The organism is Escherichia sp. WS3063, from assembly GCF_046486595.1.
Classification (GTDB): Bacteria; Pseudomonadota; Gammaproteobacteria; order Enterobacterales; family Enterobacteriaceae; genus Escherichia; species Escherichia coli.
Genome location: NZ_JBJQKY010000016.1, coordinates 25,400 through 52,347, shown reverse-complemented (window position 1 = coordinate 52,347; position 26,948 = coordinate 25,400). Strand labels below are relative to the sequence as shown.

Annotated in this window: 20 protein-coding genes and 1 pseudogene; 9 read left to right on the top strand and 12 right to left on the bottom strand. The window is 48.7% G+C overall.

All coding sequences use genetic code 11. The annotated features are described in order from the left end of the window. Window positions 1-233: 233 nt before the first annotated feature. Both ACJHYW_RS15915 and ACJHYW_RS15910 read right to left on the bottom strand, forming a co-directional pair. Window positions 234-1,376 carry an NADH-dependent flavin oxidoreductase gene (locus tag ACJHYW_RS15915; RefSeq protein WP_000182338.1) on the bottom strand — a complete coding sequence of 381 codons (1,143 nt, stop codon included), beginning with the start codon at window positions 1,374-1,376 and terminating at the stop codon, window positions 234-236. Window positions 1,377-1,620: 244 nt separating this feature from the next. Continuing rightward, window positions 1,621-2,541, bottom strand: a complete 921-nt coding sequence (locus tag ACJHYW_RS15910) for an alpha/beta hydrolase (RefSeq protein ID WP_000860025.1) — start codon at window positions 2,539-2,541, stop codon at window positions 1,621-1,623. A gap of 156 nt (window positions 2,542-2,697) precedes the next feature. Between ACJHYW_RS15910 and ACJHYW_RS15905 the strand changes: the two genes are divergently transcribed. Further along, window positions 2,698-3,624 carry a LysR family transcriptional regulator gene (locus ACJHYW_RS15905; RefSeq protein WP_001328123.1) on the top strand — a complete coding sequence of 309 codons (927 nt, stop codon included), beginning with the start codon at window positions 2,698-2,700 and terminating at the stop codon, window positions 3,622-3,624. Window positions 3,625-3,823: 199 nt separating this feature from the next. Continuing rightward, on the top strand, window positions 3,824-4,717 hold the full coding sequence (locus ACJHYW_RS15900; RefSeq protein WP_012311907.1) for a LysR family transcriptional regulator: 894 nt from the start codon (window positions 3,824-3,826) through the stop codon (window positions 4,715-4,717). Window positions 4,718-4,747: 30 nt separating this feature from the next. On the opposite strand, the gene ACJHYW_RS15895 is transcribed toward ACJHYW_RS15900, so the two are convergent. Further along, a complete protein-coding gene (locus ACJHYW_RS15895) occupies window positions 4,748-5,737 on the bottom strand; it encodes an aldo/keto reductase (protein WP_001172285.1) in 990 nt (329 codons plus the stop codon). 26 nt (window positions 5,738-5,763) lie between these two features. Next, the gene (locus ACJHYW_RS15890; protein WP_001174452.1) at window positions 5,764-6,615 is read right to left on the bottom strand and encodes an aldo/keto reductase; all 852 of its coding nucleotides are present in this window, start codon (window positions 6,613-6,615) and stop codon (window positions 5,764-5,766) included. A gap of 565 nt (window positions 6,616-7,180) precedes the next feature. On the opposite strand from ACJHYW_RS15890, the gene fdeC reads away from it, so the two are divergent. After that, on the top strand, window positions 7,181-11,431 hold the full coding sequence (gene fdeC, locus ACJHYW_RS15885; protein ID WP_061092850.1) for an inverse autotransporter adhesin FdeC: 4,251 nt from the start codon (window positions 7,181-7,183) through the stop codon (window positions 11,429-11,431). 124 nt (window positions 11,432-11,555) lie between these two features. Here the strand turns inward: fdeC and ACJHYW_RS15880 are convergent, their stop codons facing one another. Beyond that, entirely contained in the window at window positions 11,556-12,413 is an 858-nt protein-coding gene (locus tag ACJHYW_RS15880; protein WP_001361804.1) for a helix-turn-helix domain-containing protein, read from the bottom strand. 247 nt (window positions 12,414-12,660) lie between these two features. Between ACJHYW_RS15880 and ACJHYW_RS15875 the strand changes: the two genes are divergently transcribed. After that, window positions 12,661-13,530, top strand: coding sequence for an aldo/keto reductase (locus ACJHYW_RS15875; RefSeq protein ID WP_061092851.1), 870 nt, complete (start codon window positions 12,661-12,663; stop codon window positions 13,528-13,530). A 161-nt stretch (window positions 13,531-13,691) separates the two neighbouring features. Here the strand turns inward: ACJHYW_RS15875 and rclC are convergent, their stop codons facing one another. The 3 genes from rclC to rclA form a co-directional block, all read right to left on the bottom strand. After that, the gene (gene rclC / locus ACJHYW_RS15870) at window positions 13,692-14,285 is read right to left on the bottom strand and encodes a reactive chlorine species resistance protein RclC (RefSeq protein ID WP_001361806.1); all 594 of its coding nucleotides are present in this window, start codon (window positions 14,283-14,285) and stop codon (window positions 13,692-13,694) included. A gap of 11 nt (window positions 14,286-14,296) precedes the next feature. After that, window positions 14,297-14,533, bottom strand: coding sequence for a reactive chlorine resistance periplasmic protein RclB (gene rclB / locus ACJHYW_RS15865; protein WP_000474002.1), 237 nt, complete (start codon window positions 14,531-14,533; stop codon window positions 14,297-14,299). Between the two features lie 108 nt (window positions 14,534-14,641). Next, entirely contained in the window at window positions 14,642-15,967 is a 1,326-nt protein-coding gene (gene rclA, locus ACJHYW_RS15860) for a reactive chlorine resistance oxidoreductase RclA (RefSeq protein WP_061092852.1), read from the bottom strand. 226 nt (window positions 15,968-16,193) lie between these two features. On the opposite strand from rclA, the gene rclR reads away from it, so the two are divergent. From rclR to ACJHYW_RS15840, 4 genes are all read left to right on the top strand, one after another. Continuing rightward, entirely contained in the window at window positions 16,194-17,048 is an 855-nt protein-coding gene (gene rclR, locus ACJHYW_RS15855; RefSeq protein WP_001361807.1) for a reactive chlorine-specific transcriptional regulator RclR, read from the top strand. Window positions 17,049-17,573: 525 nt separating this feature from the next. Continuing rightward, a complete protein-coding gene (locus ACJHYW_RS15850) occupies window positions 17,574-18,293 on the top strand; it encodes a (Fe-S)-binding protein (protein WP_001102125.1) in 720 nt (239 codons plus the stop codon). A gap of 10 nt (window positions 18,294-18,303) precedes the next feature. Continuing rightward, complete coding sequence (locus tag ACJHYW_RS15845) at window positions 18,304-19,731, top strand: LutB/LldF family L-lactate oxidation iron-sulfur protein (RefSeq protein WP_000023924.1); 1,428 nt, start codon at window positions 18,304-18,306, stop codon at window positions 19,729-19,731. Continuing rightward, entirely contained in the window at window positions 19,724-20,419 is a 696-nt protein-coding gene (locus tag ACJHYW_RS15840; protein ID WP_001361808.1) for a lactate utilization protein C, read from the top strand. The genes ACJHYW_RS15845 and ACJHYW_RS15840 overlap by 8 nt, the downstream gene beginning before the upstream one ends. 272 nt (window positions 20,420-20,691) lie before the next feature. Here ACJHYW_RS15840 and ACJHYW_RS15835 read toward each other — a convergent pair. The 4 genes and pseudogenes from ACJHYW_RS15835 to betI form a co-directional block, all read right to left on the bottom strand. Continuing rightward, window positions 20,692-20,757: pseudogene (locus ACJHYW_RS15835) on the bottom strand (hypothetical protein); the annotation flags it as partial. A 193-nt stretch (window positions 20,758-20,950) separates the two neighbouring features. Beyond that, entirely contained in the window at window positions 20,951-22,639 is a 1,689-nt protein-coding gene (gene betA / locus ACJHYW_RS15830; RefSeq protein ID WP_061092853.1) for a choline dehydrogenase, read from the bottom strand. A gap of 13 nt (window positions 22,640-22,652) precedes the next feature. Further along, the gene (betB, locus tag ACJHYW_RS15825; RefSeq protein WP_000089085.1) at window positions 22,653-24,125 is read right to left on the bottom strand and encodes a betaine-aldehyde dehydrogenase; all 1,473 of its coding nucleotides are present in this window, start codon (window positions 24,123-24,125) and stop codon (window positions 22,653-22,655) included. Window positions 24,126-24,138: 13 nt separating this feature from the next. Further along, entirely contained in the window at window positions 24,139-24,726 is a 588-nt protein-coding gene (gene betI / locus ACJHYW_RS15820) for a transcriptional regulator BetI (RefSeq protein WP_001361810.1), read from the bottom strand. 128 nt (window positions 24,727-24,854) lie between these two features. Here betI and betT point away from each other — a divergent pair, with 128 nt between their 5' ends. Then, window positions 24,855-26,888: a choline BCCT transporter BetT gene (gene betT / locus ACJHYW_RS15815; protein ID WP_000131024.1), complete on the top strand. Its 2,034-nt coding sequence runs from the start codon at window positions 24,855-24,857 to the stop codon at window positions 26,886-26,888. The last annotated feature ends 60 nt before the right edge of the window (window positions 26,889-26,948 follow it).

Sequence of the window (26,948 nt, the reverse complement as noted above, 5' to 3'; positions counted from 1 at the left end):
TCGTAATGTCGTATCTCCTGGGGTGTTATACAAGATATCGTTGTAGGTAACCAGGGAGAGGAATTGAGTTCTATTAAACCGTCAACTATGCCGGATACATACTGGATTACACTGCAGGCACGCCTTACGAGAGAACGTGCCGCAGTGACGGGTTAATTATCTGAAAGAATTTGTGAGGCTGTATCGGTTACTCATTGGTTTGATAGTTTTACTCTCGGGAGAGTAATAGATATTTAATCCATTAACGGAAACCAGCCAGTTCCTTTCGATGTCTGAATTTGATCCCATAGTTTATCCGGAATGGTTAATTCATGAACAAGTTGTGGATTAAGGGTTGTTTGAATTTCATGGTCTCTACCTGATTCAGCTAAAGTCACCCATTCTGGATTTATCACCAGCCCTTTACCGATCGCAACAAGTGGCAGGCCAGTGGAAATTGCTTCTTGAGCCTGAGACGGTGTGCGTATTTTACCTGCAGCGATTACCGGCACTCTGCCTGCAATATGATTTAAAATCAATTCAATAGTTCGGGGGCCATTTGGCGACTCAACAGGGTAGCTATCGTTAATACTGACCAGTGAGGTATGTATATACGAAATACCGGATGAAATGAGCCGATCAAGGAGTTTATAAGTATCCTCTATCCGCAGCCCCCCTGTTGCAGATTCTTCAGGAGATATTCTGTAACCGATGGCAAAGGGCTTTGTCGCATATTCATAGACTACATTTTTTACTTCCTGTAATACGGCCAGCGGGAAGCGCATACGTCCTTCGAGATCTCCTCCCCATCGGTCATTACGCTGGTTAAATAGAGGGGAGAAGAAATTCTGCAGAAGGAATCCGTGCGCACCATGAAGTTCAACGCCATCAAAACCTGCTTTAATCGCCCTTTTTGTGACATCTCCGAATGCTCTAATGGTTTCCTGAATTTCGTTTTCAGTCATTTCCCTGCTTTGTACCACTCTCTTCATAAAGTCACCAGATTTTACGCTTGATGCGCTGGCACTAATAACATCGTTATTTGGCACAAGCTCCGGGATGGCTTTATTACCGGCGTGGAAAATCTGCAAAATAGCCGGAGCACCGCCACTTTTGGCTGCAGCTGCTAACTTTTCAAGGCTGTTAATGAAACGGTCGTCATACGCGGCAAATTCATGAGTAAACCCAATGCCGCTTGGCGTGACATAGGTGCATCCTGTTATTACTAAACCAACATTTTGTGAGCGACGTTTATAAAATTCGAGTTCTTGCTCAGAGATGGTTCCATCAGGATTCGCTGACCAGGTCGTCATAGGAGCCATAACGATACGATTACGTAGCTTTATTTTTTCTGTCAGCATAAAAGGAGAAAACAATGATGGGTGTTTATTTGTCATAACAATACCTCAAATGTTTATCTGATTTTGATGCGTATGTTTTAACTGGTTAGTTGTTGCCAGCTTTGGAACCAAGAATTATGGCTTTATTTATAATTCCTTCAAAGGGTTTCTAATAATCTTAATAATTGAGTTGCTGCTTTTCTGTTTCTTTAATGAAATTTCTTTTTGAGTAATTTTATTATTGTTGTGTAGTCAATAAAGGATAAATGTCAGGGAGATAAGGAATCTCCCTGTAAGATTATTACAAATGTGTTTTATAAAAAGGAATTAATTTGTCGAGTGCCTGTTTCACAGGTTCTGGCTTATCATACAGGTCGTAATGTGAATAACCTTCAACCACGACCAGCTCTTTATGTTTTGAGGCAGCGCGGCCAATAATTTCGCAGCCGTCACGGTAGGCACCAAATGCGCCCACTCTATCGCCCACCACAACCATTATTGGTTGAGTTAACAGGACTTCTGCAAGATGAAATGCATCCCAACCCACGGCAACAGTCTGATGTGAGAATAGCGAACGATTTACCCCATTAGGTGCACAGCCTCGTGGCGAACGATAATATTCTGTTGCTTCAAAAAGGTCTATTTCTGTTAATCCCGCTTCAAGAGCTGCTTCCGGAGAAGAAGGGAGCAAATCATCTACGCGAAGTTTTGCGCCGTTAGCTTCGTCTGTTCTTTGTTGCGCCATTGCTTCGAGTGCTCCGATAGGATTAAACGCTGTAAATCCCTCACGCATAAGACGCCCGTAGTTTGCACCCGTGACAGTACCAATAGCTTTAATTCGACGTTCTGTCATTGCGGCATTAATGGCATATCCACCTCCACCACAAATACCCAGTACACCAATACGCCCGGCATCAACGTAAGGTAAGCTGGTAAGATAATCAACGACAATGCTGAAGTCTTTTACTCGCATTGTTGGATCTTCCAGATAACGCGGTTCTCCACCGCTGCTTCCCTGAAAACTGGCATCAAAAGCAATGACGATAAAGCCAGCTTTTGCCAGGGCGGCACCATACACACTACCCGATGTCTGTTCTTTGCAGCTTCCAATTGGATGGGCGCTGATAATGGCAGGATACTTTTTTTCACTATTAAAATCGTCAGGGAAATAGATATCAGCAGCTATATCCCAGTAAGTATGTTTTATCGAAACAGTTTTCATTTCAAGCTCCGGGGATTTGCCTAAACAGATTTAAATATCATTTCTATTATCCGCAACTGGCATTCGTGTTCATATCGAGAACGGCGTAATAGTATGACTTGTATTGGTTATCATCAATGGTCTAATATCTATCACAGTGTTAAGTTAAGGTTTACAATGATGAAAATAGAGCCTTCAATTTTGCCTTCTCTTGCCTGGTTTGCGCTTATTGTTCGTGCCGGCAGTTTTTCCAGAGCCGCTTCTGAAATGGGTATTACGCGGGCCGCATTGTCCCAGAATTTAAAATCTCTTGAGGAACGTCTTAACACCAAGCTGATATACCGTACGACCCGCAATATGTCGCTTACTGAGGAAGGACAGCGTCTGTATGAAGTGCTGGTGTCGGCTTTGGGGCAAATTGATGATGCTTTGAAAGATGTTGGTGATACCCAACTTGAACCTACAGGCCTGTTGAGAATAAATTCCTCCCGTGTTGCAGCACGGATGCTTGTTGAGCCTCATATTGGCGAGTTTCTTACTCGTTACCCCAAAACAAAGATAGAACTCATTATGGATGACGGTTTATCTAACATTATTGCGGACGGCTGTGATGTGGGCATACGTCTTGAGCAAGGACTGGATGAGCATATGACTGCCGTTCCTGTTTCTCCGCTTATTAAACTGGTTACTGTGGCATCGCCAGATTATTTAAAAGAACACGGTATTCCTGAAACTCCTCAGGAATTGAGTAACCATAATTGTCTTCGGTTGCGGCATAAAAGTAGCGGTGCACTCTCAGCATGGGAGTTTTCGAATGTTGTGGGGGGTAATGAAGAGTTCGAAATAGAGGTGTCAGGTAAGTATATTTCTAATGATGACGAAAGCATGATACGAATGGCGCTGAATGGAACGGGTATCATTCAACATCTGGATTTTGCAATCGCTGAGCATATCAATGCGGGCAAGTTACAGCCGATTCTTGAGGATTGGGCCGTTTCATTTCCTGGATTTTATATATATGTTTCATCACGGGTGAGAATGCCCTCTAAAGTTCGTGCTTTTATTGATTTTATGGTGGAGAAAAGAGTAAAAATAGAAAGTTAATGATGTGTGTCAGAATATCGGTAAGAAGAATGGCGCAATCGTGAGGATACGTTTATTCATAATAAATCTCCTGAAAGTTTAGAATTATTTTCGATACAGCCAGATTATCATTGTTACTAATAATGTGGTTAAAATAATAGCATCTATGCCCCCCTTCATGAGTGTCTGTGAAGAGGATGCTTCTACAAGGAAATCGCCAATGCTCAAAGAAAACTTCAACGAACTGCAAATCTTTCTTGTGGTGGCAAGAGAGCGAAGTTTTACCAAAGCAGCGGGCAAACTCGGCGTCTCTCAGTCTGCACTTAGCCATGCAATGAAGGCTCTGGAGGAAAGGCTCAATATCCGCCTCCTGACACGGACTACCCGCAGTGTGGCTCCCACAGAAGCGGGGGAGAGAATCATTGCCTGCCTTGAACCGCGTATTGACGAGCTTGAACAGGAACTGGAATCACTTATTCAATTGAACAGCACGCCCTCCGGGAATATTCGGTTATCTGCCGGGGAACATGCCGCGCGAAGTCTGGTCTGGCCGAAGCTAAAACCTTTTCTCAGAGAGTATCCCGAAATCAATGTCGAACTGGTGGTGGATAACGGTTTTGTCGATATTGTTGAAGGCCGTTTTGATGCCGGGATACGACTGGGTGAAAATGTTGATAAAGATATGGTTGCAGTCAGGATTGGACCTGATATGCGGATGGCTGTGGTGGGAGCTCCGGCGTATTTTGCTGCAAACCCTGCGCCTGAAACGCCTCATGAGCTACAAAATCATCGCTGTATCAACATGCGTTTGCCAACTGCCGGTGGGCTTTACCACTGGGAGTTCGAGCGAGAAGGGAAACCGCTTCGCGTTAAGGTTGATGGGCAACTGACGTGTAGTCCATTGCCAGAAAGAATTGATGCCGCGTTATCAGGGTTTGGGATCGCTTGTGTCCCTGAAGACATGGTTCAGGAGTATATAAAGTCAGGCAAGCTTATTCAGGTGTTACAGGAGTGGTGTCCAACTTTTCCTGGGTATTATCTTTACTACCCCAGCCGCAAGCAGCATCCGCCAGCTTTTGCGCTGTTGATCGATGCGCTTCGCTACACCGAATAACGGGTCCTTTATCCTGGACCCGTTTGGGTATTAGCGGCCTACGCGTGCCTGATGTTCAGGCGAGTAACGTTCACCGACGATTTTAATTGTTTCCAGCGCCTCGGTTATCTGCTGCGTATCTTTCTGCGAAAGAACAATGTCAGCAGCGGCCAGGTTTTCTTCCAGCCGGTTCAGTTTAGTGGTGCCAGGGATGGGAACAATCCACGGCTTTTGTGCTAATAGCCATGCCAGTGCGATTTGTGCAGACGTTACCCCTTTCTCCGCAGCCAGTTCACCTAACAAGGTGACCAGTTTTTCATTGGCTTCAATGGCTTGTGCTGCGAAACGCGGTACGGTGCTGCGGTAATCATCTTTGCCGAAAGTGGTTCCCGGCTTAATCGCCCCTGTCAGGAAACCTTTACCTAGTGGGCTGAAGGGGACAAAACCAATTCCCAGTTCCTCCAGCAACGGCAGAATTTCCTGTTCAGGCTCACGCCACCACATGGAATATTCGCTTTGCAGGGCGGTGACAGGTTGTACCGCATGTGCACGACGAATGGTTTGTGCTCCTGCTTCAGACAGGCCGAAATGTTTGACCTTACCTTCTGCGATGAGGTCTTTCACCGTTCCTGCAACATCTTCAATAGGAACATCTGGATCAACACGGTGTTGATACAGCAGGTCAATAACATCTGTTTTCAGACGACGTAATGATCCTTCAACGGCTTCACGGATATGTTCCGGACGGCTGTTTAAAATCTGCTGCTTATTATCATCGCCGAAGGTAAAACCGAATTTAGTGGCAATTACCACGCGGTCACGAAACGGTTTTAAGGCTTCGCCGACCACTTCTTCATTCAGATACGGACCATACACTTCGGCGGTATCGAAGAAGGTGACGCCACGTTCAACCGCAGCACGAATAAGTTCGATAGCCTGACGGGTATCGGTCGCCGGGCCGTAGCCGTGGCTTAAGCCCATGCAACCGAGCCCAAGGGCGGAGACTTCGAGTCCGGATTTACCCAGATAACGTTTTTGCATTGAATGAATACCTCTTTTATCGCGGCTTAAACATCAAGTTTGCGGCCAGTCAGCCATTCCACCATTGCGGGATCGCGGTGAGAGAAGAATGCGCTGGTTGCGGTATCCAGGGCGGTAATTTGCAGCATATCTTCAGGGCTGAGTTCAAAATCGAGAATGTTGATGTTCTCTTCCATGCGTTCTTTTCGCACTGATTTTGCCAGTGAAACAATGCCTCGTTGGTAGATCCAGCGCAGAACAACCTGGCCCACGCTTTTGCCATACTTCTCGCCAATTGCCGTGAGAACAGGATGCTGGAACAGACCATTTTTCCCTTCCGCAAACGGTGCCCAGGCTTCTGGCTGAATGCCACGACTTTGCATCCAGGGAACGGCCTGTAGCTGCTGATTGAAAGGGTTAACTTCAACCTGGTTTACCGCCGGAACGACGTTATTAAAAGCGATAAGGTCTGCCAGTCGGTCAGGATGGAAGTTACTGACGCCAATAGCGCGAATTTTACCGGCCTGTTGCAGCTCTTCCATGGCACGCCAGGCTCCGTGGACATCGCCATATGGCTGGTGAATCAAGTACAGGTCAACGTAATCAAGTTGCAGTCGATTCAGAGAGCGTTCGAACTGGGCTTTGGCCCCTTCGTAACTGGTATCCTGCAACCAGAGTTTCGTGGTGACAAAGAGTTCGTTACGGGCGATACCGCTTTGTTTCAGTGCGTTCCCGACCTGGATTTCATTTTGATAAGAGGCGGCGGTGTCAATCAGTCGATAACCGCTGTTAATAGCGTCAATGACCGCTCTTTCGCATTCGGCGGCATCGGTCATCTGAAATACACCAAAGCCCAACAGGGGCATTTCAATACCGTTGTTCAGTTTTACTTTTTGCATGGTGTTATCCTTCCGTTATCGTTCATGAGAAGCATAACGTAAAGGGAAAAGCTCGATTAGACGGCAGGATTTGTCAGGGGTTATGAACGAAATTCATAAATCTGTTTGAGTGTTGCGATGAGTCGTGCAAGTTCGATATCCCTGCAATTCACAGTCTGATGAAGGAAAATGAATATCCATAAAAAATATATCGGTTTATCCTGGCGTATATACCTACTTCGACGTATTTCCAATAGTTGCTAATTAAAGGCAGGTCATTATTATTCACTCTGAATAATGAATTATTCACTGTCCGCAGAGTAAGAAATATAACTTAGGTATCTATTTAATGACTTGCACAAAAAGCTAAATTTTCACCCATAAATAAAAATATAATCCCGCGCCCAACCACCTGATGAGAGGCTACAGGCACTGGATATATTAGGTGGCGGTGTACTTTCTTACATAAAGGTATTTCCTTTTCTGCGGAAAAGGAAACCGGGAAATCCCCGGTTTTTCTGACAAGCAGACGCCATTATTTGTGTCTGCCTATGTTCGTTAATTCGTTCATCAGGAAATTATCTCAATGTCACGTTATAAAATAGGTCATAAACAACCACAATTTCGTTATTCAGTTCTGGCCCGCTGCGTGGCGTGGGCAAATATCTCTGTTCAGGTTCTTTTTCCACTCGCTGTCACCTTTACCCCAGTAATGGCGGCACGTGCGCAGCATGCGGTTCAGCCACGGTTGAGCATGGGAAATACTACGGTAACTGCTGATAATAACGTGGAGAAAAATGTCGCGTCGTTTGCCGCAAATGCCGGGACATTTTTAAGCAGTCAGCCAGATAGCGATGCGACACGTAATTTTATTACCGGAATGGCCACCGCTAAAGCTAACCAGGAAATACAGGAGTGGCTCGGGAAATACGGTACTGCGCGCGTCAAACTGAATGTCGATAAAGATTTCTCGCTGAAGGATTCTTCGCTGGAAATGCTTTATCCGATTTATGATACACCGACAAATATGTTGTTCACTCAGGGGACAATACATCGTACCGACGATCGTACTCAGTCAAATATTGGTTTTGGCTGGCGTCATTTTTCAGGAAATGACTGGATGGCGGGGGTGAATACTTTTATCGATCATGATTTATCCCGTAGTCATACCCGCATTGGTGTTGGTGCGGAATACTGGCGTGATTATTTGAAACTGAGCGCCAATGGTTATATCCGGGCTTCTGGCTGGAAAAAATCGCCGGATGTTGAGGATTATCAGGAACGCCCGGCGAATGGCTGGGATATTCGTGCTGAGGGCTATTTACCTGCCTGGCCGCAGCTTGGCGCAAGCCTGATGTATGAACAGTATTATGGCGATGAAGTCGGGCTGTTTGGTAAAGATAAACGCCAGAAAGATCCACATGCGATTACCGCTGAAGTGAATTACACGCCAGTGCCTCTTCTGACCCTGAGTGCCGGGCATAAGCAGGGCAAGAGTGGTGAGAATGACACTCGCTTTGGCCTGGAAGTTAATTATCGGATTGGCGAACCTCTGGAAAAACAACTCGATACAGACAGTATTCGCGAGCGTCGAATGCTGGCAGGCAGCCGCTATGACCTGGTTGAGCGTAATAACAATATCGTTCTTGAGTATCGCAAATCTGAAGTGATCCGTATTGCTCTGCCTGAGCGTATTGAAGGCAAGGGCGGCCAGACGGTTTCCCTGGGGCTTGTGGTCAGCAAAGCAACTCACGGTCTGAAAAATGTGCAATGGGAAGCGCCGTCTTTGCTGGCCGCAGGCGGAAAAATTACGGGGCAGGGCAATCAGTGGCAAGTGACGCTCCCGGCTTACCAGGCAGGCAAAGACAATTATTATGCGATTTCTGCGGTTGCCTACGATAACAAAGGCAATGCCTCAAAACACGTGCAGACAGAGGTGGTCATTACCGGAGCAGGTATGAGTGCCGAGCGCACGGCGTTAACGCTTGACGGTCAGAGCCGTATTCAAATGCTTGCTAACGGTAGTGAGCAAAAGCCACTGGTGCTTTCTCTGCGCGACGCCGAGGGGCAGCCAGTCACGGGCATGAAAGATCAGATCAAGACTGAGCTGACGTTCAAACCGGCTGGAAATATTGTGACTCGTACCCTGAAGGCCACTAAATCACAGGCAAAGCCAACACTGGGTGAGTTCACCGAAACTGAAGCAGGGGTGTATCAGTCTGTCTTTACTACCGGAACGCAGTCAGGAGAGGCAACGATTACTGTTAGCGTTGATGACATGAGCAAAACTGTCACTGCAGAACTGCGGGCCACGATGATGGATGTGGCAAACTCCACCCTGAGCGCTAACGAGCCGTCAGGTGATGTGGTTGCTGATGGTCAGCAAGTCTACACGCTGACACTGACAGCGGTGGACTCCGAGGGTAATCCGGTGACGGGAGAAGCCAGCCGCCTGCGACTTGTTCCGCAAGACACTAATGGTGTAACCATTGGTGCCATTTCGGAAATAAAACCAGGGGTTTACAGCGCCACGGTTTCTTCGACCCGTGCCGGAAACGTTGTTGTGCGTGCCTTTAGCGAGCAGTATCAGTTGGGCTCATTACAACAAACGCTGAAGTTTGTCGCCGGGCCGCTTGATGCAGCACATTCGACCATCGCCCTGAATCCGGATAAACCGGTGGTTGGTGGTACGCTTACGGCAATCTGGACGGCAAAAGATGCCAATGGCAACCCTGTAATTGGCCTCAATCCAGATGCACCGTCATTATCTGGCGCAGCCGCTGCGGGGTCTATGGCATCAGGCTGGACGGATAATGGCGACGGGACCTGGACTGCGCAGATTACTCTCGGCACTACGGCGGGGGAATTAGAGGTTATGCCGAAGCTCAATGGGCAGGACGCGGCAGCGAATGCGGCTAAAGTGACCGTGGTGGCTGATGCGTTATCTTCAGGCCAGTCGACAGTCTCTGTAGCCGCAGACCGCGTAAAAGCAGGCGAAAGCACAACCGTGACGCTTATTGCAAAAGATGCGCATGGCAACGCTATCAGTGGCCTTTCCCTGTCGGCAAGCCTGACGGGTGCTGCGTCTGAAGGGGCGACGGTATCCAACTGGACCGAGCAGGGCGATGGTTCCTATGTCGCTACGCTGACCACAGGGGGAAAGACGGGTGAGCTTCTCGTTATGCCGCTATTCAACGGTCAGCCAGCAGCCACCGATGCTGCGCGGTTGACTGTCGTTGCGGGGGAGATGTCATCAGCGAACTCTACGCTTGTTGCTGACAATAAGGCTCCGACCGTCAAAGCGACGACGGAACTTACCTTCACCGCGAAGGATGCGTATGGGAACCCTGTTAGTGGCCTGAAGCTCGATGCACCAGTGTTTAGCGGTGCCGCCAGCACGGGGAGTGAGCGACCTTCAGCAGGAAGCTGGACAGAGCAAAGTAATGGGGTCTACGTGGCGACCTTAACGCTGGGATCTGCCGCGGGTCAGTTGTCTGTGATGCCGCGAGTGAATGGCCAAAATGCCGTTGCTCAGCCACTGGTGCTGAACGTTGCAGGTGACGCATCTAAGGCTGAGATTCGTGATATGACAGTGAAGGTTAATAACCAACTGGCTAATGGACAGTCTGCTAACCAGATAACCCTGACCGTCGTGGACAGCTATGGTAACCCGTTGCAGGGGCAAGAAGTTACGCTGACTTTACCGCAGGGCGTGACCAGCAAGACGGGGAATACGGTAACAACCAATACGGCAGGTAAAGCTGACATTGAGCTGATGTCAACGGTTGCCGGGGAACTTGAGATCGAGGCCTCGGTGAAAAACTCTCAGAAGACGGTCAAGGTGAAATTCAAGGCGGATTTCAGTACCGGTCAGGCGAGCCTGGAGGTAGACGCCGCTGCTCAAAAAGTGGCAAACGGCAAAGATGCCTTTACGCTGACGGCAACGGTTAAGGATCAATACGGCAACCTTCTTCCTGGCGCTGTGGTCGTCTTTAATCTGCCTCGGGGCGTCAAACCGCTTGCAGACGGTAATATCATGGTGAACGCCGACAAGGAGGGTAAAGCGGAACTGAAAGTGGTTTCCGTGACTGCCGGAACCTATGAGATCACGGCGTCAGCAGGAAATGACCAGCCTTCGAATGCGCAGTCTGTAACGTTTGTGGCCGATAACACTACGGCGACCATCTCCAGTATTGAGGTGATTGGCAACCGTGCAGTGGCGGATGGCAAAACCAAACAGACGTATAAAGTTACGGTGACTGATGCCAATAACAACCTGCTGAAAGATAGCGAAGTGACGCTGACTGCCAGCCCGGAAAATTTAGTTCTGACTCCCAATGGGACGGCGACAACGAATGAGCAAGGGCAGGCTATTTTCACCGCCACGACCACTGTCGCAGCGACATATACACTCACGGCGAAAGTGGAACAGGCCGATGGTCAGGAATCGACGAAAACTGCCGAATCTAAATTCGTCGCGGATGATAAAAACGCGGAGCTCGCTGCATCTCCAGAGCGTGTAGATTTTCTGGTGGCGGACGGGAAGACAACTGCAACACTGACGGTTACTCTGATGTCGGGTGTCAACCCCGTAGGAGGAACCATGTGGGTCGACATTGAGGCTCCGGAAGGGGTGACAGAGGCGGATTATCAGTTCCTGCCGTCGAAAAATGACCATTTCGCGAACGGGAAAATCACGCGTACATTTAGTACCAACAAGCCAGGTACATACACATTCACATTCAACTCTTTGACATATGGAGGGTATGAAATGAAACCAGTGACTGTGACAATTAACGCCGTTCCTGCAGATACTGAAGGCGCTGAGGAGAAATAAAAGCGATGATGTAATAAATAATAATGGCGTTGACATGCGCAGCGCCATTATTTACTGAATACCTACCCTGGTACCGATTAGACGGTGGCAGGGTAGGGTAAATCTTATGTGATGGATTTACAGGCTAAACCGGACGAACAGGGATAAATATTTCGCAAACAACATCATTGCTATCCTTTTCTACGAAATCTTCATTGTAATAAAACCGCTCAATATCACTGCCGTTCATTCTGGCTAACCTCCTGGCGGGTAATTCCATCAGATAGAGGTTTCGCGCCCATTCAGGGTAGTGCTCCCACTCACCTTCATAGCGGAAAGAGGCATACAGTCCTCGGTTAATTGTCCACTCTTTCGACATCTCTGAATCGGTTTGTTTGCATACCGTACCGGCAAAAGTTTCAACTGTGAGCAAATCGACCGATTTTGTTGACGGTTCGAACGTGGAGACGAAATAGATATCCGTCTTAAAATTCTTCATACATCTGGCTAAATGATGACGTCGCAGTTTGACTTCTTCATCCGGTGATTTATTCGACACTTCAATATCATATTTAAATGAATTGCCAAAAATAGGTGTCTCAGGAAAGTTGACTAATCTACACTCCGTCTTTTGCTGTTGACGTATTAAAAAAGAAGGGAAGATATTTGCGAGATCCCAATAATCACGGTGGCGGTATTCACGGGGAGAGCAGCCGAATAACTTTTTAAATTCGCGGCTGAATGATTGCTGTGAATCAAAATGCAAAGAGAGTGCAATATCAAGCATAGATTTCGCGGAGAGCCGGACAAGAATGGCGGCACGACAAAGCCTTCGTTTGCGAATGTATTCTCCCAAAGGCACATGCATGAAATTTCGGAACAGAAGCTGGATGTTGCGTCTGCTGTAGCCAGATTTCTGTGCGATATCTTCGATTGAAATAGGGTGCTCAAGATTACACTCAATCCACTCCAGGAGCTGCTGTAGAATCTTCTGCCTGATCATCACATACTCCGTTAATTCTTTGTCATATCGCACATTTTCGTTATGTCCTGGGCCCTAAGTGTATCAAAAACAGCAAGTCCCAAGGCAAAAGCACTGATAGCGTCTGCTTCATTGCCCCAAAAATAGAGAGGTTTCAGTCCTACATTATTAATGAATTTTTTGCATAAGTGATATCAAAATCCACATACTAATTTGAGGTTACGTTTTAACGTAGACTCATTGTTCATACCTAATGGAGGGACTGACAGTGGAATTTTCCGTATTAAGTAACAATCTGAAAATGCCGATGATGGGATTTGGTGTTTTTCAGGTTACCGATAAAGACGTGTGCAAACAGTCAGTGTTGAATGCTATCCGCACGGGTTATCGACTCATCGACACTGCAGCGGTATACGGTAATGAAGATGCCGTCGGTGAAGCCGTTCGTGAAGCCATATCTGAAGGTTTATGTACCCGAGAAGAGTTATTTATAACGTCTAAATTGTGGGTGCAGGATATGTTGAATCAGGATATTGCAGCAGCAGGTATTGAAGCATCATTAAAAAAATCGGGGCTAGAATACTTCGATCTCTATTTATTGCACCAGGCCATGCGCGATTATTTTAGTGCGTGGCGTGCACTCGAAGATGCCTATGAGGAGGGCAAATTAAAAGCGATTGGGGTTTCCAATTTCTACCCTCATGTTCTGGCGAACTTTTGTGAAACGGTAAGAGTTAAACCGATGGTCAATCAGGTCGAGTTGCATCCCTATTTTGCCCAACCAGAGGCGCTGGCAATCATGAAGTATTATAACGTGCAGCCTGAAGCATGGGCTCCGTTAGGTGGTGGACGACATAAACCCTTTGAAAATAATCTGCTTCAGAGTATTGCAGATGCCCATCAAAAATCGATTTCTCAGGTCATTCTGCGTTGGAATATTCAACGGGGAGTGGTCGTTATTCCGAAATCAACACATCAACAGCGTATCGAAGAAAATTTTGCTATCTGGGATTTCTCACTGACAGAGAAAGAAATGGCGCAAATTAGTTCGCTAGATTTGGGTTATGTTGGGGAATCGGTAAAACATTTTAATCCTGAGTTTGTTCGTGGTTGTCTTGCTGTAAAAATACATGATTGATATTAATCACTTATTTTACCTGAGACGACATAAATGTTTTAATAAGGGAGTTATATTGAACCTTACATTGTCCTGTTTCAGGTAATATGGCGTCAGGCTTCACCCATTAGCAAGGAAAGCCTGACGCCTGAAAAAGTGAACAACAGACAGTGTTCGGATTATCAATATTCAGTTTTTAACGTTGAACTGGATTCATTACTGCGTTGTTTAAGAATGTCCCGCGCCGAATCTGCCATTATCATGACAGCACCTGCCAGCATCAGAGTATCTTTCAATACCAGGCGACCAGCACCGGATAAATAAGGGAAACCATGATGAGCGTCACCCAATGCGGGTACCCATGCCTCCGGGGTGGTGATTAAAAATGAGAGTGTTACCAGCGGCGTGGTAAATGCCATCAGCCCACCCAATAAACCTAACCAGCGATTGACAGGATTAGCCAAAACCAGCAGAGCAATAATCACCTCCACGACGCCAAGACCGTTGGAAAAACCATAGGTATTATTAGCCGTTTGCCATGCTCTTGCTTCTGGTTTGTATTCGCCTTCGTGAGTCAGATACTGTTTATAGTCTTCCGGGTGTTCATAAAAGAACGACATTAGTGGACTGTTTGCGACGAATGGTGTAATGCTGTCTGCCTCGTAAGGGACAAACTTTAATAACCCAATCCACATAAAAACAATCGCAATACTCAGACGAATCAATGTCAGGCCAATTTTATCTCCCCGACTTAACAGGTGCAGGTATTTCTCCATTGTAAACATCCTTATTTATACAATACTGCTGTTGCGGTTGAATTATTATCAATTCGCATCGATGTGACTTTCCAGGATGAAGCATTATATTTTCTGGCCATATCAGCAATGGCATCCTCCAGAACTGTCGGTGATGCTGATACTGACGAGACGCTGATATGTTTCAGAATTATTTTATCATCTGCATTGGTGGAAAATGCCATAACGCCAGATAATAGTGTTGCAAATAAAACAGGTTTTTTAAACATATAAAATACCATCAATGAAGTGATTAAGAAGTTATATAATAACAGGGAATTAATAAGATTATTTTCTCTGAGACGCCAGAATATTTGTTCTGGCGTCTGATTTTGAGTTTATTTGACTAATGAAAATAGATCATTGAGTGATTCGCTCATCGACGGATGAGTAAATATCTGATCGCGTAATATGCTATAAGGCAGCCCGGCATCCATCACCATTTTCACTATATTGATCATCTCGTGGGAGTCAACACACAGCAGTGATGCCCCTAATATACGTTGGGTTTTATTATCAACAATCGCTTTTAATACCCCACGGGTATCGTTCATCACTCTGGCGCGCGGAATTGCAGCTACAGGCAATGTCACCACCTGAATATCAGCACCACTCTCTCTGGCTTGTTCTTCTGTCATACCAACCCTGGACAGTGGCGGTGTCATAAATACGGAATAAGGCACATTTTTCCGATCATCAGTACTACGTTTGCCTTCACCCAGTAACTCATCACGTACAATGCGGTAATCATCTAGTGATATGTAAGTAAATTGCAGCCCGCCGGTAACATCTCCCATCGCCCAAATATTGTCTGCGGTGGTATGTAATCGCTTGTCAACGACAATTGCCCCGCGCTCGTTTACTGCGATACCGGCATTTTCTGGATGTAAAGAAGCGGTAGCCGGTTGACGACCGGAAGCTATTAACAGTGCATCCACCGCCAGTTGGGCGTGCTCGCTATGCACTTGCACTTGATTTTCATGGTGACTGATTCGCTCCACATGGGCATTGAGGATAATATCGACGCCCTGATCGCGTAAAATCGTCGCGATGTTATCAGCAATATCCCGATCTTCCCGAGGCAAAAACAGCGAAGCTGCTTCTAAAATGGTTACCTTGCTGCCAAAATTAGCGAACATAGAGGCGAACTCAACGCCAATATATCCGCCGCCCAAAATACCTAAATGCCCAGGCAATTCTTTTAGATGAAGTAATCCGGTGCTGTCATATACACCAGGCGTGGTGGTAATTCCAGGAATTGGCGGAACCACGGTTTTTGCACCGGTATTAATAAAAATTTTCTCGCCATGAATTTCCAGATTTCCCTCAGGCCGATGAACACGCAGGCTATGATTATTGATAAACTCCGCCTGGCCGTCGATCACGTCGATATTGGGCATATCCGCAAGATTATGAAAATTCTTATTACGTAAAAAATTAACCACTTCATTTTTACGCTGTATGGCACGGACAAAATCTGTGTGCTGCTGTGCGTCATGAACCAATGTTTTGGTTGGGATACAGCCGATATTAATACAGGTCCCGCCATACATTGCATTTGATTGTTCGATGAGAGCCACACGCCAACCTGCTTTTGCCAGCGTGACGGCTAATGTTTTTCCAGCCTTGCCAAAACCAATAATAACTGCCTGATATTTATTCATGATGATTTCCTGTCGAAACGCGTTCATTTGACATCATGACTATAGACGCAAAAGAGCAAATAACATTTCTTCACAACGCTTGATATTTTGTCTTATCGTCTGGTATTTTCTTTTTCTTAATCAGAATCACAAAACAAAAATCATGATTAACTATTTGATGGTATTAGATTAATTATTGACTAAGATTGTTGGTGTTTGTAATCAAAAAACCACTCAGGAGTCTGATATGGATGCTCTTAGCCGTTTGTTGATGCTTAACGCTCCACAAGGAACGATCGATAAGAATTGCGTGTTAGGAAGTGACTGGCAACTTCCACATGGTGCCGGGGAATTGTCGGTTATTCGTTGGCATGCGTTAACGCAAGGAGCGGCGAAGCTGGAAATGCCGACGGGAGAGATTTTTACATTACGCCCGGGAAATGTGGTCCTGCTACCACAAAATTCAGCTCATCGCCTGAGTCATGTCGATAATGAATCGACCTGTATTGTCTGTGGCACTCTTCGGCTGCAACATTCGGCGCGTTATTTTTTAACGTCTTTGCCGGAAACGCTGTTTGTAGCACCAGTGAACCATAGCGTGGAATATAACTGGCTGAGGGAGGCGATCCCGTTTTTACAACAGGAATCCAGATCGGCAATGCCGGGAGTGGATGCTCTGTGTAGCCAGATCTGCGCTACATTCTTTACCCTCGCGGTGCGTGAGTGGATTGCACAGGTTAATACAGAGAAAAACATTCTCAGTTTGCTTCTGCATCCACGTCTTGGTGCGGTAATACAGCAAATGCTGGAAATGCCAGGACACGCCTGGACCGTCGAATCGCTGGCCAGCATCGCCCACATGTCCCGGGCAAGTTTTGCCCAGCTTTTCCGTGATGTTTCCGGAACCACGCCGCTGGCTGTATTAACAAAGTTGCGTCTACAAATAGCGGCCCAGATGTTTTCCCGGGAAACGCTCCCTGTTGTGGTGATCGCTGAGTCAGTAGGCTATGCCAGTGAATCATCTTTTCACAAGGCGTTTGTTCGCGAGTTTGGTTGTACCCCGGGAGAATATCGGGAAAGGGTCAGACAGCTTGCACCCTGAATAAAACCGCCAGAAATCAGGGCAAAGATAATCCGCATTCCGGGAGTTGTGAGCCTTTCAACTATTTCTATTTCCAACGGTGGTTTTGGGCTTTATATATTTTTTTGATGGACTCTAGCTCAGTTTTTAAATAAAAATGCAAACTAAATTGCTTCAATTAAATAAAATCCCGACTATTACTTGATGCGTGATTATTGTCGGTGATTTTTTTGTGCACCATCAGTGTATATCTCAATAACCCCTGAATAAGTAGCTCTGAATAGGTATAAGGGGTGTAGCCTTTTTAAATGGATTTCTTATGCCAAAAATGATCGTCGATTTCCCTATAAAATGTGAGCGATGCCGAAAGAAATAAAATTAGTTATTGCATTTGAAGTTTAGATGAAAGATTATCATTTGTCATACAAATGAGGGGTGGTATGTTGCTAGCCAATTAAAAAAGAACGCCATATTTATTGATGATTGATCCCCCGGAAGGGGGGAACCATCGGGCATAAATGGGCATGAAGTAATGGAGTATTAGTTGTGAATGTCAATTTCTTTGTCACCTGTATTGGTGACGCCCTGAAATCAAGAATGGCACGAGACTCCGTGCTGCTACTGGAAAAACTCGGCTGTCGCGTAAATTTCCCGGAGAAACAGGGATGCTGCGGTCAGCCTGCGATCAATAGTGGTTATATCAAAGAAGCGATTCCAGGGATGAAAAATCTGATCGCCGCACTGGAGGATAACGACGATCCCATTATTTCACCGGCTGGCTCTTGCACCTATGCCGTAAAAAGTTACCCGACGTATCTGGCGGATGAACCTGAATGGGCATCACGTGCCGAAAAGGTTGCCGCGCGTATGCAGGATCTCACCTCTTTTATTGTTAATACATTAGGGGTAGTCGATGTAGGTGCCAGTTTGCAAGGGAGAGCGGTGTATCACCCATCTTGTAGCCTGGCCCGTAAGCTGGGGGTGAAGGACGAACCACTTACGCTGCTGAAAAATGTGCGTGGACTGGAGCTGTTGACCTTTGCTGAACAGGATACCTGCTGCGGATTTGGCGGCACGTTCTCGGTCAAAATGGCCGAAATATCCGGCGAGATGGTGAAAGAAAAGGTTGTGCACCTGATGGAAGCCCGCCCTGAGTATTTAATTGGTGCTGACGTGAGTTGCCTGCTGAACATCAGTGGACGATTACAACGGGAAGGGCAGAAAGTCAAAGTGATGCATATTGCTGAAGTGCTGATGAGTCGCTGAGGATATAAAGATGTCGATCAAAACCAGTAATACAGATTTTAAGACACGCATCCGTCAGCAAATTGAAGATCCGATCATGCGCAAAGCGGTGGCAAACGCGCAGCAGCGTATCGGGGCAAATCGGCAAAAAATGGTCGATGAATTGGGGCACTGGGAGGAATGGCGCGATCGGGCCGCCCAGATACGTGATCATGTTCTGAGTAATCTCGACGCTTATCTGTACCAGCTCTCAGAAAAAGTGACGCAAAACGGCGGTCACGTCTATTTTGCAAAAACCAAAGAAGACGCTACCCGCTACATTTTACAGGTTGCCCAACGCAAAAATGCCCGGAAGGTGGTGAAATCTAAATCGATGGTGACCGAAGAGATTGGTGTCAATCATGTGTTGCAGGATGCTGGCATTCAGGTGATTGAAACCGATCTGGGTGAATACATTCTCCAGCTGGATCAAGATCCGCCCTCTCATGTTGTGGTCCCGGCAATTCATAAAGATCGCCATCAGATCCGTCGGGTGCTACACGAACGTCTGGGCTATGAGGGGTCGGAAACGCCTGAAGCAATGACCTTATTCATCCGGCAAAAAATCCGCGAAGATTTCCTCAGTGCTGAAATAGGTATTACCGGCTGTAATTTCGCGGTGGCAGAGACCGGTTCGGTATGCCTGGTGACCAATGAAGGTAATGCGCGAATGTGTACCACGCTGCCTAAAACGCATATTGCAGTGATGGGAATGGAGCGTATTGCCCCCACGTTTGCCGAGGTAGATGTATTGATCACCATGCTGGCGCGCAGTGCCGTTGGTGCACGTTTGACGGGATACAACACCTGGCTGACAGGACCGCGCGAAGCGGGGCACGTTGATGGTCCTGAAGAGTTTCATCTGGTTATTGTCGATAACGGGCGTTCTGAGGTGCTGGCCTCTGAATTTCGGGATGTGCTGCGCTGTATTCGCTGCGGGGCTTGTATGAATACTTGTCCGGCATATCGCCATATTGGCGGTCATGGATATGGCTCTATTTATCCAGGGCCAATTGGTGCGGTGATTTCTCCGCTACTTGGCGGCTATAAAGATTTTAAAGATTTACCCTACGCCTGCTCTTTATGCACCGCTTGTGACAGCGTGTGTCCGGTGCGTATTCCGCTGTCAAAACTGATTTTGCGTCATCGTCGGGTGATGGCTGAAAAAGGGATCACCGCAAAAGCAGAGCAACGGGCGATAAAAATGTTCGCTTATGCCAATAGTCATCCAGGATTGTGGAAAGTTGGGATGATGGCTGGTGCTCATGCGGCAAGCTGGTTTATCAATGGCGGCAAAACACCACTCAAATTTGGCGCGATTAGCGACTGGATGGAAGCACGCGATCTTCCTGAAGCTGACGGAGAGAGTTTCCGTAGTTGGTTTAAGAAACATCAGGCGCAGGAGAAAAAGAATGGATAATCGGAGCGAATTTTTGAATAACGTTGCTCAGGCACTGGGTCGCCCGCTGCGACTTGAACCGCAAGCAGAAGATGCGCCGCTAAACAACTATGCTAACGAGCGGCTTACCCAACTTACCCAACAGCAGCGCTGTGACGCGTTTATCCAGTTTGCCAGCGATGTTATGTTGACGCGCTGTGAACTGACCAGCGAGGCGAAGGCGGCAGAAGCTGCAATACGTCTGTGTAAAGAGCTGGGAGATCAGTCGATCGTGATTAGCGGTGACACGAGGCTGGAGGAATTGGGGATTAGCGAACGTTTGCAGCAGGAATGCAATGCCGTTGTTTGGGATCCGGCGAAAGGTATTGAGAACATATCACAAGCAGAGCAGGCTAAAGTTGGCGTAGTGTATGCTGAATATGGTTTAACCGAATCGGGAGGCGTGGTTCTTTTTTCCGCCGCCGGGCGCGGGCGTTCATTGAGCCTGCTCCCGGAATCTTCTCTTTTTATCCTGCGTAAAAGCACTATCCTGCCGCGTGTAGCGCAACTCGCAGAAAAATTGCATCAGAAAGCGCAGGCCGGTGAACGAATGCCTTCCTGCATTAACATCATTAGCGGCCCCAGTTCAACGGCGGATATTGAGCTTATCAAAGTCGTCGGAGTTCATGGCCCGGTGAAAGCGGTGTATCTGATTATTGAGGATTGTTGAGAGAGATATGAAGTCTGGACATAAACCTGAAGAAGGCATACGAGGTTGAAAATAGCGTTTAGGACAACCTGACTTAACCCCGTTCCGTCATGGTTATGCTGCTCTTCTGTAAATATCCTGGCATTACTAATGCCAGGATATTTAAATTGAAAAAGACAGGCATCCATTCCTGAAAACGGGTTCCCTTCCCGGTCATTGTCACTTCAGCTTTATACAGGCACTCTCTATCAGAATGCTGTTTATTACTGCCCAGAGTTTTGTTGGTATTCATCTACCTTTTTCTTCAGATAAAATAAAATCTCAATCAGATCGATATCCTGTTTGATTTGTTCACTCATAATATATCCAGAAAATAAAATCTGCCGCAGATAAATGAATTAATAGTCTGTATCAGGAATGTTCGGGTTAAATATCAGCAAAAAGCCAGCATCATGAATACTGGATATGAAGCATGAGAGTTACCTCAGTGTTTTATATAAGGATTCGGTCCTCATAGTAGAACGGTAACTCTCAATCTGATAGGTTCCTGAGTCAGTTCACATCACGACTCATTTTTTTCGCTCTCACCGGCATCCCATTTGCCACATAATATCCCGCCGTGCTCCTCGGCAACGCATCCTTCCCGCGAATCATATCCGCCATTTTCTCGCCAATCATAATCGTCGTGGCGTTCAGATTGCCGGTGATAATCTGCGGCATAATTGACGCATCGACTACGCGTAATCCTTCCAGCCCGTGCACGCGGCCTTCGCCATCCACAACGGACATCTCGTCGTACCCCATTTTGCACGTACCGCATGGGTGGAAGGCGGTTTCGGCGTGATTACGCACAAACTCATCGAGCTGCTCATCCGTCTGGCATTCGACACCGGGGCTGATTTCGCGGCCACGATACTGATCCAGCGCCGGTTGATGCATGATCTCCCGGGTGATGCGAATTGCGTCGCGGAACTCCTGCCAGTCCTGCTCGTGCGACATGTAGTTAAACAGAATCGCTGGATGCTGGTGCGGGTCGCGGGATTTAATCCGCACATGCCCACGGCTTGGCGAGCGCATCGATCCGACGTGGCACTGGAAGCCGTGCTCTTTCACTGCGTTCGAGCCGTTATAGTTAATCGCCACTGGCAGGAAATGGTACTGAATATTCGGCCACGCAAATTCCTCACGGCTGCGAATAAATCCGCCTGCTTCAAAGTGGTTGCTGGCACCAACGCCGGTGCCGCCAAACAGCCACTCCGCACCGATTTTCGGCTGATTCCACCACTGCAGGGCAGGGTAGAGGGAAACCGGTTCTTTGCACTCATATTGCAGATACATCTCCAGGTGATCCTGAAGATTTTCGCCGACGCCAGGTAATTCATGCACCAGCGGAATATCAAACTCCGCCAGCAGTTCAGCGTTGCCGACGCCGGAGCGTTGCAGGATCTGCGGTGAAGCAATCGCGCCTGCACATAACAGCACTTCTTTATTCGCCGCCGCGCGGGTCGGAATGGTGCTGTCGCCTTCCAGCCACTCGACGCCCACCGCGCGTTTGCTGTCAAAAATGATGTGATCGGTCATGGCGTGAGTACGAATAGTCAGGTTAGGGCGCGATTTGGCCTGAGCGAGATAGCCACGCGCGGTGCTGGCGCGACGGCCATGCGGCGTGACGGTGCGATCCATCGGGCCAAAACCTTCCTGCTGATAGCCGTTGAGATCGTCCGTGCGTGGGTAGCCCGCCTGCACGCCCGCTTCAATCATCGCTTCAAACAGCGGATTGACGCCGGGTTTGGAGGTGGTGACGCTCACCGGGCCATCGCCACCGTGGTAATCGTTCTCGCCCACATCGCGAGTCTCGGCCTTGCGATAGTAGGGCAGACAGTCGAGGTAGCTCCAGTTCTCCAGACCGGGTTCTTGCGCCCAGTTATCGAGATCCAGCGCGTTACCACGGATGTAACACATGCCGTTGATCAGTGATGACCCGCCAAGCCCCTTACCGCGTCCGCACTCCATGCGACGGTTGTTCATAAACGGTTCCGGTTCCGTTTCATAGGCCCAGTTGTAGCGTTTACCCTGTAGCGGGAATGCCAGCGCAGCGGGCATCTGGGTGCGGAAGTCAAAGCGATAGTCCGGGCCGCCTGCTTCAAGCAGCAGCACGGTTGTGTTCGGATCTTCAGTCAGACGGGTAGCGAGAACGTTGCCGGCTGAGCCGGCACCAATAATGATGTAGTCAAATTGCAAATAAACCTCCTGGTTAGAATATGGACTGGAATTTAGCCATCTCAACCTGGATGGACTTCACCTGGGTGTAACTCTGGAGCGTCATCACGCCGTTCTCGCGACCAATGCCGGAGTGTTTGTAGCCGCCAACGGGCATCTCAGCAGGGGATTCGCCCCAGGTGTTGAGCCAGCAAATACCCGCTTCCAGCTGATGAATGACGCGATGCGCGCGGTTCAGGTCCGCCGTCACGATGCCCGCCGCCAGGCCGTAGTCGGTATCATTGGCGCGGCGAATCACTTCGTCCTCAGATTCATAAGTGAGAAGCGACATCACCGGACCGAAGATCTCTTCGCGCACGATGGTCATTTCGTCGCGGCAATCGGTGAACACGGTCGGTGCAACCCATGCGCCGTTATCGAAGCCATCGCCTTTCAGTACATCGCCGCCGCACAGTACGCGCGCGCCTTCCTCTTTGCCTTTGGCGATATAGCGCAGCACGTTATCGCGATGCGGGAAGCTGACCAGCGGGCCGAAGTTAGTTTGCGGATCGAAAACGTCGCCCGCGCGAATGCGCTCAACGCGCGCCAGAATCTTTTGTTCAAATGCGGCTTTGCATTTCGTCGGAACGAAGACGCGAGTGCCGTTGGTACACACCTGACCGGAGCTGAAGAAATTCGCCATCATGGCGATATCGGCGGCGAGATCGAGATCCGCATCGTCAAAAACGATCAGCGGTGATTTACCGCCCAGCTCCATGGTCACTTCTTTCAGGGAAGAGGCCGCCGAGTTAGCCATCACTTTTTTGCCGCTGGCGACACCGCCGGTAAATGACACTTTGGCAATGCCCGGATGCTCGGTCAGATACTGCCCGGTCTCCGCGCCCACGCCCGGCAACACGTTAAATACGCCGTCCGGCAGGCCCGCTTCGCTGTAAATTTCGGCCAGCTTTAACGCGGTAAGCGGGGTGACTTCGCTCGGTTTGAAAATCATTGCATTGCCTGCCGCCAGCGCGGGGGCGGATTTCCACAGGGCAATCTGAATCGGGTAGTTCCATGCGCCAATCCCTGCCACTACGCCCAGCGGTTCGCGGCGGGTATAAACAAATGACGTCTCACGCAACGGGATCTGGCTGCCTTCCAGCGCCGGGATCAGCCCGGCGTAGTACTCCAGCACGTCCGCACCGGTAACGATATCGACGGTTGAGGTTTCCGAATATGCTTTTCCGGTGTCGAGGGTTTCCAGTTTTGCGAGTTCGTCATTGCGTTCACGTAGAATATCAACGGCCCGACGCAGAATACGCGAGCGTTCCATAGCGGTCATCGCCGCCCAGATTTTTTGCCCCTGTTGGGCACTCTTCACGGCGCGATCGACATCCTCACGCCCGGCGGCCTGCACGGTCGCCAGCACGTTACCGTTGGCCGGGTTAATGGTCTCGAAGGTGCGACCGCTGGTGGCGGAGGTATAACCACCATGTATATAAAGCTGCTGTTCTGCCATTCGGGACATCACGTCTCCTCGGTTAATCGGTGGGTAAATGCTGAGTAATAAAGTGACGGGTCAGCGAGTGTGCGAGAGGTTTATCCAGCGGTTTGTCGCTCAGTGCCGCGCGCAGCCATAATCCGTCAATCAGCGCGGCAAGTCCGTAGCCCGCTTCCTGTGCCTGGTGGCGCGGCAATTCGCGGCGAAACTCGCTCACCAGGTTCGACAGCAAGCGACGGCTGCTGACCTGCTGTAAACGATAGAGCATCGGCTGATGCATACTGCTGGCCCAGAACGCCAGCCAGGCTTTCATCGCCGCACTGCTCACCTGCGTTTCATCGAAGTTTCCGCCAACAATCGCCTGTAATCGCTGCTCTGCACTGCCCTGCGGAAGTGCATGTAATCGATTCAAAACCGCGTCACGCAGCTGACTGGTGATATCGCGCATGGTTGCTTCCAGCAGACCATTTTTGTCCCTGAAATAGTGGCTGATGATCCCCGTAGAAACGCCTGCACGGCGGGCGATCTGCGCGATCGTTGCATCGTGCATGCCCACTTCATTTATTGCTTCCAGCGTGGCGTCGATCAGTTGTCTGCGCCGGATCGACTGCATCCCCAATTTGGGCATTTTCGCCACTCCATTCATCAGCGTTGTTTATCTATTAAAGCGGTTATTGATTGGACGTTCAATATAAAATGTGTCTTAATTGTTACTAATTTGATTTTAAATGGTAACAATAACAGTGGGGATACTGGATGACAGACCTTTCACACAGCAGGGAAAAGGACAAAATCAATCCGGTGGTGTTTTACACTTCCGCCGGACTGATTTTGTTGTTTTCCCTGACAACGATCCTGTTTCGCGACTTCTCGGCCCTGTGGATTGACCGCACGCTGGACTGGGTTTCTAAAACCTTCGGTTGGTACTATCTGCTGGCGGCAACGCTCTATATTGTCTTTGTGGTCTGTATCGCTTGTTCGCGTTTTGGTTCGGTGAAGCTCGGGCCAGAACAATCAAAACCGGAATTCAGTCTGCTGAGTTGGGCGGCGATGCTGTTTGCTGCCGGGATCGGTATCGACCTGATGTTCTTTTCCGTAGCCGAACCGGTAACGCAGTATATGCAGCCGCCGGAAGGCGCGGGTCAGACGATTGAGGCCGCGCGTCAGGCGATGGTCTGGACGCTGTTTCACTACGGCTTAACCGGCTGGTCGATGTATGCGCTGATGGGCATGGCGCTCGGATACTTTAGCTATCGTTATAATTTGCCGCTCACCATCCGCTCAGCGCTGTACCCGATCTTCGGTAAACGGATTAACGGGCCGATAGGTCACTCAGTGGATATTGCAGCGGTGATCGGCACCATCTTCGGTATTGCCACTACGCTCGGTATTGGTGTGGTGCAGCTTAACTATGGCTTGAGCGTACTGTTTGATATTCCCGATTCAATGGCGGCGAAAGCGGCACTGATCGCCTTGTCGGTGATCATCGCAACGATCTCTGTCACCTCCGGTGTCGATAAGGGCATTCGCGTGTTATCGGAACTTAACGTTGCGCTGGCGCTGGGATTGATCCTTTTCGTGTTGTTTATGGGCGACACTTCGTTCCTGCTTAATGCACTGGTGCTGAATGTTGGCGACTATGTGAATCGCTTTATGGGCATGACGCTCAACAGTTTTGCCTTCGACCGTCCGGTTGAGTGGATGAATAACTGGACGCTCTTCTTCTGGGCATGGTGGGTGGCATGGTCGCCGTTTGTCGGCTTGTTCCTGGCGCGTATCTCGCGTGGGCGTACCATTCGCCAGTTCGTGCTGGGCACGTTGATTATTCCGTTTACCTTCACGCTGTTATGGCTCTCGGTGTTCGGCAATAGCGCGCTGTATGAAATCATCCACGGCGGCGCGGCATTTGCCGAGGAAGCGATGGTCCATCCGGAGCGCGGCTTCTACAGCCTGCTGGCGCAGTATCCGGCGTTTACCTTTAGCGCCTCCGTCGCCACCATTACTGGCCTGCTGTTTTATGTGACCTCGGCGGACTCCGGGGCGCTGGTGCTGGGGAATTTCACCTCGCAGCTTAAAGATATCAACAGCGACGCCCCCGGCTGGCTGCGCGTCTTCTGGTCGGTGGCGATTGGCCTGCTGACGCTCGGCATGCTGATGACCAACGGGATATCCGCGCTGCAAAACACCACGGTGATTATGGGCCTGCCGTTCAGCTTTGTGATCTTCTTCGTGATGGCGGGGTTGTATAAATCTCTGAAGGTAGAAGATTACCGCCGTGAAAGTGCCAACCGCGATACCGCACCGCGACCGCTGGGGCTTCAGGATCGCCTGAGCTGGAAAAAACGTCTCTCGCGCCTGATGAATTATCCGGGCACGCGTTACACTAAACAGATGATGGAGACGGTCTGTTACCCGGCAATGGAAGAAGTGGCGCAGGAGTTGCGGTTGCGCGGCGCGTACGTGGAGCTAAAAAGCCTGCCGCCGGAAGAGGGACAACAGTTGGGGCATCTGGATTTGTTGGTGCATATGGGCGAAGAGCAAAACTTTGTCTATCAGATTTGGCCGCAGCAATATTCGGTGCCGGGCTTTACCTACCGCGCACGTAGCGGTAAATCGACCTACTACCGGCTGGAAACCTTCCTGTTAGAAGGCAGCCAGGGCAACGACCTGATGGACTACAGCAAAGAGCAGGTGATCACCGATATTCTTGACCAGTACGAGCGGCATCTTAACTTTATCCATCTCCATCGTGAAGCGCCGGGCCATAGCGTGATGTTCCCGGACGCGTGATTGTTTTTGCATAAAACCGCGCCATGTCTGCATATGGCGCGGTTTCTCTTACCTCTTGAT

Excerpts from the sequence above, each read along its gene's own strand:
- rclA (WP_061092852.1), bottom strand. The coding sequence starts at position 15,967 with ATGAATAAATATCAGGCAGTTATTATTGGTTTTGGCAAGGCTGGAAAA.
- ACJHYW_RS15890 (WP_001174452.1), bottom strand. The coding sequence starts at position 6,615 with ATGCAAAAAGTAAAACTGAACAACGGTATTGAAATGCCCCTGTTGGGC.
- ACJHYW_RS15910 (WP_000860025.1), bottom strand. The coding sequence starts at position 2,541 with ATGAAAACTGTTTCGATAAAACATACTTACTGGGATATAGCTGCTGAT.
- betT (WP_000131024.1), top strand. The coding sequence starts at position 24,855 with ATGACAGACCTTTCACACAGCAGGGAAAAGGACAAAATCAATCCGGTG.
- ACJHYW_RS15840 (WP_001361808.1), top strand. The coding sequence starts at position 19,724 with ATGGATAATCGGAGCGAATTTTTGAATAACGTTGCTCAGGCACTGGGT.
- rclR (WP_001361807.1), top strand. The coding sequence starts at position 16,194 with ATGGATGCTCTTAGCCGTTTGTTGATGCTTAACGCTCCACAAGGAACG.
- ACJHYW_RS15880 (WP_001361804.1), bottom strand. The coding sequence starts at position 12,413 with ATGATCAGGCAGAAGATTCTACAGCAGCTCCTGGAGTGGATTGAGTGT.
- ACJHYW_RS15915 (WP_000182338.1), bottom strand. The coding sequence starts at position 1,376 with ATGACAAATAAACACCCATCATTGTTTTCTCCTTTTATGCTGACAGAA.
- betB (WP_000089085.1), bottom strand. The coding sequence starts at position 24,125 with ATGTCCCGAATGGCAGAACAGCAGCTTTATATACATGGTGGTTATACC.
- ACJHYW_RS15845 (WP_000023924.1), top strand. The coding sequence starts at position 18,304 with ATGTCGATCAAAACCAGTAATACAGATTTTAAGACACGCATCCGTCAG.
- ACJHYW_RS15905 (WP_001328123.1), top strand. The coding sequence starts at position 2,698 with ATGATGAAAATAGAGCCTTCAATTTTGCCTTCTCTTGCCTGGTTTGCG.
- fdeC (WP_061092850.1), top strand. The coding sequence starts at position 7,181 with ATGTCACGTTATAAAATAGGTCATAAACAACCACAATTTCGTTATTCA.
- betI (WP_001361810.1), bottom strand. The coding sequence starts at position 24,726 with ATGCCCAAATTGGGGATGCAGTCGATCCGGCGCAGACAACTGATCGAC.
- ACJHYW_RS15900 (WP_012311907.1), top strand. The coding sequence starts at position 3,824 with ATGCTCAAAGAAAACTTCAACGAACTGCAAATCTTTCTTGTGGTGGCA.
- rclB (WP_000474002.1), bottom strand. The coding sequence starts at position 14,533 with ATGTTTAAAAAACCTGTTTTATTTGCAACACTATTATCTGGCGTTATG.
- rclC (WP_001361806.1), bottom strand. The coding sequence starts at position 14,285 with ATGGAGAAATACCTGCACCTGTTAAGTCGGGGAGATAAAATTGGCCTG.
- ACJHYW_RS15895 (WP_001172285.1), bottom strand. The coding sequence starts at position 5,737 with ATGCAAAAACGTTATCTGGGTAAATCCGGACTCGAAGTCTCCGCCCTT.